This window comes from Pedobacter sp. MC2016-14 (assembly GCF_020991475.1).
In the GTDB taxonomy this organism is placed as follows: domain Bacteria; phylum Bacteroidota; class Bacteroidia; order Sphingobacteriales; family Sphingobacteriaceae; genus Pedobacter.
Window position 1 is genome coordinate 738,556 of the sequence record NZ_JAJMPA010000002.1, and the last position, 8,537, is coordinate 747,092.

General features: G+C 37.0%; 8 protein-coding genes. 2 read left to right on the top strand and 6 right to left on the bottom strand.

Annotated features, from left to right (window positions below):
* Positions 1-6 precede the first annotated feature (6 nt).
* Together LPB86_RS15230 and LPB86_RS15235 are read right to left on the bottom strand one after the other, a co-directional pair.
* Positions 7-1,872 (bottom strand): Nramp family divalent metal transporter, encoded by a 1,866-nt coding sequence (locus LPB86_RS15230; RefSeq protein ID WP_230645451.1) that lies wholly within the window; start codon positions 1,870-1,872, stop codon positions 7-9.
* 1 nt (position 1,873) lies between these two features.
* Positions 1,874-2,533: a metal-dependent transcriptional regulator gene (locus tag LPB86_RS15235; protein ID WP_230645454.1), complete on the bottom strand. Its 660-nt coding sequence runs from the start codon at positions 2,531-2,533 to the stop codon at positions 1,874-1,876.
* Between the two features lie 131 nt (positions 2,534-2,664).
* On the opposite strand from LPB86_RS15235, the gene LPB86_RS15240 reads away from it, so the two are divergent.
* On the top strand, positions 2,665-3,135 hold the full coding sequence (locus LPB86_RS15240; RefSeq protein ID WP_230645456.1) for an Lrp/AsnC family transcriptional regulator: 471 nt from the start codon (positions 2,665-2,667) through the stop codon (positions 3,133-3,135).
* On the opposite strand, the gene ung is transcribed toward LPB86_RS15240, so the two are convergent.
* Complete coding sequence (ung, locus tag LPB86_RS15245) at positions 3,132-3,809, bottom strand: uracil-DNA glycosylase (protein WP_230645458.1); 678 nt, start codon at positions 3,807-3,809, stop codon at positions 3,132-3,134. The two genes, LPB86_RS15240 and ung, sit on opposite strands and share 4 nt — an antisense overlap.
* A 78-nt stretch (positions 3,810-3,887) precedes the next feature.
* Between ung and LPB86_RS15250 the strand changes: the two genes are divergently transcribed.
* Positions 3,888-4,427: a DUF2892 domain-containing protein gene (locus LPB86_RS15250; RefSeq protein ID WP_230645460.1), complete on the top strand. Its 540-nt coding sequence runs from the start codon at positions 3,888-3,890 to the stop codon at positions 4,425-4,427.
* A 48-nt stretch (positions 4,428-4,475) separates the two neighbouring features.
* On the opposite strand, the gene LPB86_RS15255 is transcribed toward LPB86_RS15250, so the two are convergent.
* The 3 genes from LPB86_RS15255 to LPB86_RS15265 form a co-directional block, all read right to left on the bottom strand.
* The gene (locus tag LPB86_RS15255; protein ID WP_230645462.1) at positions 4,476-4,691 is read right to left on the bottom strand and encodes a hypothetical protein; all 216 of its coding nucleotides are present in this window, start codon (positions 4,689-4,691) and stop codon (positions 4,476-4,478) included.
* Positions 4,692-4,777: 86 nt separating this feature from the next.
* Complete coding sequence (gene lysS / locus LPB86_RS15260) at positions 4,778-6,499, bottom strand: lysine--tRNA ligase (protein WP_230645464.1); 1,722 nt, start codon at positions 6,497-6,499, stop codon at positions 4,778-4,780.
* Positions 6,500-6,567: 68 nt separating this feature from the next.
* A complete protein-coding gene (locus LPB86_RS15265) occupies positions 6,568-8,481 on the bottom strand; it encodes a long-chain fatty acid--CoA ligase (protein ID WP_230645481.1) in 1,914 nt (637 codons plus the stop codon).
* Positions 8,482-8,537: the final 56 nt, after the last annotated feature.

Genomic DNA, 8,537 nt, shown 5'->3' on the forward strand with positions numbered 1-8,537 from the left:
CGCATTTTATTTAACTATAAATATTGGAATTGATACTTTATGCCTCACCGAGTCAACAGTGGTGCCAAAAATAAGATCTTTAATTCCTTTATGTCCATGAGCCCCCATTACCAGTAGTTCGAGTTTATTTTTTTTACTAATCTCTGCAATTGATTTTGCAGTGCTGCCAAATCCAATATAAGGGTGAGCAGTGTAGCCAAGTTTTGCAAGATTATCGCAATACTTTTGGAGGTTATCTGCGTCACTTTGTGTTTCATGATCTAATGCAAGCTGTCCATGATATCGTGCTACAGCTGTTTCAACAATATGGATTAAATCGTAGGTGGCATCCTTTCCTCCCTGTAGTAAAGCATGTTGAATAGTGTTGCGGTCTTGTTTCGAGAAATCTACAGTAATACCAATCCTTTTATAGGTAATTTTTTCGATGTCATTAATGTTTAACGCATGCCCATGGGGGATATTTACCTGCTTGTCTTTCCTGGATTTGAATAGCGGATAAATAAATATGTAAAGTAGCAAAAAGCCAATGGCAGCCGCAAAGAGCAGGATTAAACCGTAGATGAACGAACCGTTAATATCATTGGCCCATCCTGAAATTTCTTCTATTACAAGCTTTACATTTAAGATTACAATCACCAATGCACTTAACCAGGCCAGAATTTTAACCCAGGTTTTAATAGCAAATTCTTTCATCTCTTTTTTACTTGAGGTGAAATGTATAAGTGGGATCACTGCAAAACCCAATTGTAAGCTCAACACCACCTGACTCAAAATAAGCAGACCACTTAACGCGTCTTCTCCAAACCATAAAATGGTGAAAAAAGCAGGTGCAATAGCTAGTATCCTGGTAATTAGACGGCGTAGCCAGGGTTCAATACGCAGATTTAAGTGTCCTTCCATAATAATTTGACCAGCAAGCGTTCCGGTAACGGTAGAACTTTGTCCGGCAGCAATTAAGGCAATGGCAAAAAGACTGGGTGCAACACCACCAAATATATTTTCCAATAAGCGGTGGGCATCTTTAATTTCAGCAACTTCATGAAGGCCATTTTTGTAAAAGGCAGCAGCAGCAAGTATCAAAATGGCAGCATTCACAAAAAAAGCAAGGTTAAGTGCTACTGCGGTATCAATGAAATTGAATTTGATAGCCTCTCTAATACCGTTGCTGTCTCTCTCAAATTTTCTGGTCTGCACAAGTGAAGAATGAAGGTAAAGGTTGTGGGGCATCACGGTGGCACCAATAATTCCTATGGCTATGTACAATGCCTGTCCCGATAGTAAACTCGGTTTAAAACCACTGGCTATTTCTGTGAAAGAGGGCTCAACGATAAACATCTCTACCAGAAAGGAAATTCCAACAATGAAAACCATGGATACAATAAATGCTTCCATTTTTCGCATGCCTTTATTCATTAAGAATAGGAGTAAGAAAGTATCAAATATAGTGAGACTTATTCCCCATATAAGGGGCAACTTAAATAATAGCTGTAGTCCTATTGCCATTCCAATAATCTCAGCGAGGTCACAGGCTACTATAGCAGTTTGTGCCAGAATAAATAAGGGAATGTTTACCCATTTTGGATAACTATTTCTGGAAGCTTGTGCTAAATCTAATCCTCTTACTATGCCTAGTCGTGCACTAAGCGATTGTAGTAATAATGCAATTAAGTTAGACATCAGTAAGACCCAGATAAGTTGGTAGCCAAATTTGCTTCCACCAGCAAGATCTGTGGCCCAGTTTCCCGGATCCATATAGCCTACACTAACTAAATAAGCCGGGCCTATAAAAGACAGGATCCTTTTCCAACCAGTGCGTTTGTTAGTGTCAATGCTTTGATGAACCTCACTTAATGATTCTGCGTCTCTTTTCATACTATAGTTTGATCAATATATTTTTTGCAACCTCTCTGCTAATGTTCAATTTCTTGTCGCTAACAAGCAGTTCTACCGAACCATCAAAATCAGTAAGGTCATTAATTGTGATGTCTGTGCCAAGTGTAAGGCCTATTTTTTCAAGATGTTTTAAAAAAGGGGAGGAATGCTCCATAACACCTACAATCATTCCTTTGTCTCCTGGTTGCAACTTATTCAGTTTAATGAGTGATATGTCTTCAAATTTTCCGTTCTTGTCTGGTATGGGGTCTCCATGTGGGTCTTGCCTGGGGAAGTTCAGGTGCTGATCTAAACGATCTATTAATATGTCTGAATTAACATGCTCCAGTTGCTCGGCTATATCATGCACTTCGTCCCATTTAAAGTTCAGTTTGTTTACCAAAAATACTTCCCACAACCTATGCTTTCGGATCACATTAATAGCAGCTTTTTTACCCAGATCTGTTAACGTTACACCCTGATAACGGGTATAGTTGACCATTTGCTTTTCCGCTAAACGTTTAATCATATCCGTTACAGAAGCAGGTTTTGTATGCATGCCATCAGCAATTGCATTAGTTTGCACTGCAACAGCGGAATCTACCGATAGGTGGTATATTGCTTTGAGGTAGTTCTCTTCTGTAAATGAGTTGCTTTTCATCTAACTAACATTATATTTAGACAAATCTAAATATAATTTAGGCAAATAAATGTAATAAATCGTGTGTAATTTTAGAATAATATTTTGTAAAGCTTCTTTTATGTTTTACATTTGATCACAAATAAATAAAAATGGCTGCTGATTTAGATAAAATTGATTTTAAAATACTTAAACTCTTGCAAGAAAACGGAAGGATAACCAATTTGTTATTAAGCCAGGAAATTGGCCTTTCTCCAGCTCCTACGCTTGAGCGTGTGCGTAAGCTGGAAATGTCTGGATACATTAAAAGTTATCATGCATTGGTTGATGAGGAGAAGTTAGGTTTAGGTATCAAGACTTTTATTCAAGTACAGTTAGATTTTCACAAGAACAATACGATACAAATTTTTCTTGATGAAGTTAATGTGATTAATGAGGTTACTGAATGCCATCATGTAACTGGCCAGGCAGATTTTCTATTGAAAGTATATGTAAATGATATCAAATCCTATGAGCGCCTGATCATGGACAAAATCAGTAAAATTTCGGTTGTAAAGACATTTCAGACCATGATGATTATGTCAACTACCAAAAAAGAGCCAATTGTGCCCCTGGAATATTAATCAATTTGCCAATCTATTGGAGTAATTCCCTGGGCCGTTAACTTCTGATTAGCTGTAGAAAAGTGTTTGCTGCCAAAAAATCCATTATATGCAGAAAATGGAGAGGGATGCGCTGCTTTTAGAATGGTGTGTTTAGTAGCGTCTATTAAAGCAGTTTTGTTCTGTGCGTACTTTCCCCATAATAAAAAGACCAGGCCAGTTTTTCTGGCAGATAATTCTGCAATTACCCTATCCGTGAAAATTTCCCAACCTTTTCCCTGGTGAGAACCTGCCTCATGTGCCCGGACCGTTAGTGTTGCATTGAGTAACAGCACACCTTCATCTGCCCATTTGGTAAGATTACCATGTACAGGAATTTTAAATCCCGGGATATCAGTTTCAAGTTCTTTATAAATGTTTTTTAGTGATGGGGGTGTAGTAATGCCTTTTTGTACTGAAAACGAAAGCCCATGCGCCTGACCATTTCCATGATAGGGGTCTTGACCAAGGATAATAACCTTAACGTTATCAAAAGGGGTATGGTTAAAAGCATTAAAAATGTCTGGGCCTTTTGGGAATACAGTGTAACCTTTTTGTTTTTCTTCAAGCAAGAAAGACTTTAAAGATTTCATGTATTCCTTTTCAAATTCGTTCCCTAAAATAGTTAACCAACCCGGTTCAAGTGCTGCTGACATTTATCGTTTTTTTTGTGAAATTATAATTTTAAATCTGATTTTAGGTATATAAACACGATATTTGCAGAAAAAAAAGATATGCCAAACGTAGTTCGTCTTATTATAGCTTTCACAATTTTTGGGGCTTCTGTTGCTTTAATGATTTTTGGTTTTTGGGGTTGGGGTATTTTAGCCTTGTTTATCAGTATTTTAGTTGGAGTAACCTATTTTTTTAATGAGAATATGTTACTTGCGCAGTGGTATTTGCGTAAAGACAATATGCCAAAGGCAGAACAATTTCTGAAAAGAATCACCAATTATGAGAAACAACTGATTAGCTTTCAGCAGGGGTACTACAATCTTTTAATTGGGTTAATTGAATCCAGGAAAGCACCAATGCAATCAGAAAAGTACTTTAAAAAAGCACTATCATTGGGCTTGCATATGGATCATAATATTGCAATGGCTAAACTTAGTCTTGCGGGCATCGCTATGGGAAAACGAAATAAACGAGAAGCTCAAATGTATCTTACGGAGGCCAAGAAAGCAGATAAGAATAAACTGCTAGCCGATCAGATTAAACAAATGAAAGATCAACTGGGGATGTTGGATAAACAACAACAGGTAAGATACAGGTAAAGTAGAGTTAAGATATTAAATAGTGAAAGCCCCAGACAAGGGGCTTTTTTATTTATCACTTAATCTGTCAAAATTATCTTCATTTACTGAATCTGCTTTTCTGCTGATGATGTCATCCTCGTAAGAATCTTTGGATTTGCTGAAAAATAATTGTTCTGATTGAATTCGTTTGATTAGCTGTCTGATTAAGGAAAGGTCAAATGCGTCTTTACTCAATTTTATGCAGTATTCGTTCTCTGTAATTTCAATGCTGGAGATATTCATAACTTGTAATTTTAGTACAGGCTAAAAATAACAAAGGCTTACTACATTAAGTTACAGTAAGCCTTTAAGTTTATGTTATTAGTTTGTTAAGAAAACCAGGACATTACATCTTCCTTAGCAGGCATAACTATATCTAATTTCATTTTTTTTCTCATTCCACCGAGGTCGTTAAATACCTTGTTTGGATTTGCAGCTTTAAGCTCTTCAATGGTATTGATACCCATTTTACGAACTACCTGTACCCACTCTTCAGGAACACCAGAATCAATGAAATCCTGATCGGTAGTTATTTTAGCTTTTTTCTCAGGACGCATTTGAGGAAAAAATAATACTTCCTGTATAGTAGACTGATTAGTCATTAACATCACCAAACGATCAATACCAATTCCTAAACCGGAAGTAGGTGGCATTCCATATTCTAATGCACGGATAAAATCATCATCCATTGCCATGGCTTCATCATCACCACGTGCAGCAAGTTTTAGCTGGTCTTCAAAACGTTCTTTTTGATCAATCGGATCATTTAGTTCAGAATAAGCATTTCCAATTTCCTTGCCCAGTACAAATAGTTCAAATCTTTCTACTAAACCATCTTTACTACGGTGCTTTTTAGCAAGTGGTGTCATTTCCAATGGATAATCTGTAATGTAGGTTGGCTGAATTAAATTGGCTTCTACCTTTTCACTGAATAACTCATCAATTAGTTTACCGCGGCCCATTGAATTGTCTATTTCTATTCCAAGGGTTTTACAAGTTTCACTAATTTGATCTTCAGTCATTTCGGAGACATCAATGCCCGTGTATTTGTGAATAGACTCATACATTGTCAATTTTTCATATGGACCTTCAAAGTTAATCTCATGATCGGCTACTTTAACAATGGGAGAACCATGAATAGCTACTGCAATTTTTTCAAGACATTCTTCCACCATTCCCATCATCCAGATGTAGTCTTTATAGGCTACATAGATTTCCATAGAAGTAAATTCCGGGTTGTGAGTGCGGTCCATTCCTTCATTTCTGAACATTTTTCCGAATTCATAAACACCGTCAAATCCAGCAACAATCAATCGTTTAAGATATAATTCATTCGCTATACGAAGGTATAGCGGCATGTCAAGCGTATTGTGATGTGTAGCAAAAGGTCGTGCAGCCGCACCTCCATGAATAGGTTGTAAAATGGGTGTTTCCACCTCCATCCATCCCTGGCTGTCAAAGTAATTTCTCATCGTGTTAATTACTTTAGACCTGATGATGAAGATTTGTTTAAAATCAGGATTCACCGTTAAATCTACGTAACGTTGTCTATAACGCAACTCAGGATTTGTAAATCCATCATATACGTTTCCATCATCATCACGTTTTACAATAGGTAGGGGGCGTAAAGATTTAGAGAGTACTTTAAACTCAGTTACGTGAATTGAAATCTCACCAGTTTGAGTCGTGAACACGAATCCTTGAATACCAATAAAATCACCTATATCCAGTAATTTTTTAAAAACCGTATTGTATAGAGTCTTGTCTTCATTAGGACAAAGCTCATCTCTTTTTAAATATACCTGTATTCTGCCTGTCGAGTCCTGAAGTTCTGCAAAAGATGCAGCTCCCATAATATTGCGTCCCATGATACGACCGGCTATGCTTACAGTTTTATAAGCAGTCTTCTCTTTTTCGTAGTTGGCTAAAATATCTGCAGCAGTAGTATTTATCTCAAAAGTTTCTGCAGGGTAAGGGTTGATGCCAAGTTCGCGTAATTGATTTAAGGAATTGCGGCGTAATAATTCTTGTTCTGATAGTGATGTACTCATATGTGTTGGATATACGCATTTACACGTATATATGATTTGTTCAAATTAATTAGGCAAAAGTAAGATTTTTAATCTGCTTCAACAGATTCCTGATACATCTCATTGATGACCTCAGCATATTTTTTCTCTATTACTTTTCTTTTTGCTTTCATGGTAGGTGTAAGTTCTCCTTCGTCCATACTAAAAGGATTTCTTTTAATTTTGAAATTCTTTATGCGCTCAAATTTTGAAAGTTCAGTAGATAGTTTTCTAATGTCTTTAGCTATCCAGTCAATAATTTCAGTTTCAGTAATGAATACTTCCTGTCTTGCAAAAAACTCATCAGGTAATGAAAATGCCTCCTGAAGGGATTCACGGTTAGGTATTACGATTGCTGTAAGGTACTCTCTTTTATCGCCAATTAAAAACAGCTGTTCAATTTTGAGACTTTTAAGGTAAATGTTCTCTACTGGTGTAGGGTAAACATTTTTTCCATACGCATTAACGATCATGTTTTTTAGACGATCCGTAATCTGTAAGTTTCCTTTGTAAAAACGCCCAATGTCTCCTGTATGAAACCAATTATCTTTGTCTATCGCTTCGGCGGTTTCTGCAGGCTTGTTAAAATAACCTTGCATTACGCAATGACCACGAACGATGATCTCACCTTCCGGAGATTCAAAATTTTCGTTGAAAGATTCATGCGTTTGGATATTGAGAATATCTTTTGTATCTACATTCTGTACCCCAACTTCAATGCCCGGAATTACTCGGCCTACAGTGCCATATACTTGTCTATGGTATTCGGTAACGGACATCACAGGAGATGTTTCTGTTAGGCCGAAGCCCTCCAGGATCTTAATGCCAAGATTACCAAAAAATTCGCCCACATTTTTGGGTAAAGCTGCACCACCGGAAATCATGAACTTTAACCTTCCGCCTGTTTTTTCTTTAATTTTGCTGAATACTAGTTTTTCCGCAAGCATTTGCTGCAGGGAAAGTATGAGTCCCGGATTTCCGCCTGCTTCCTTTCTTTGTCGGTAATTTTGACCTGTTTCAAGTGCCCACAAGAATATAGAAGCTTTTAATCCTCCTTCTGAGGTGCCGCTTTTGATAGCTTTATCATGTATTCTTTCTAATAAACGTGGAACACAACTCATAACTGTTGGCTTAATCTCTGCCATATTTTTGGCCAGCAGTTCTAAGCTTTGCGCATAGGCTATTTTACATCCCTGTGCACAACATACATGATACGTTGCGGTGCGTTCAAAAACGTGGGATAAAGGGAGAAATGATAAAAAAGTTTCCGTTTCATCTATTACGGGGATTTGTTGCAGGCACACCTTAACGTTTTCTACAAAATTACCGTGTGATAACATTACACCTTTTGGAGTTCCAGTGGTTCCAGAAGTATAAATCAAAGAGGAAAGGTCAGAAGGCCTTAAAGAAAGTCGGATTTGCGTAATTACTTGTCGCTCTTCCTCAGTAATCTCCTTTTTTACTGCTAATAAATCTTCAAAACCAAAAATTTCCGCTTTCAGGTTTGCTGGTACTTCAACCTTAGTATATTCTGTAAATGCCGGTATTATAAAGGCTAAATTTCTGCAGTTACCTGCTATCTTTAATATTTTTTTATATAAAAAGGTATTACCAACAAGTACTGCCTTAATGCCAGAATCATTAATGATGTATTCCACTTCCTGCTCGGACAATGTAGGATATATAGAAACATTAATTGCGCCAATCTGCTGTATCCCTTGGTCGTAATAAACATATTCTGGAGAATTTTCTATCATTAAACCCATCCTGTCTCCTTTTGTAATTCCTTTTTCCAGAAAAAAGGCGGCAACTGAGTCGGCACGTTTTAACGTCGTTTCATAAGATACCTCTTCCCATTCATTATTTTTCTTATGAATCAGGAATGTATCTTCTGGTTTGTGGATGTGCTCTATTACATTTCGCAACAGACTTGGAATAGTAGAGAACTCATTAAATGATACCATATCAGTATATATTTTTGCTTGGGGGAACAATGATAAACTTTTCCTTTTAAAAAAGC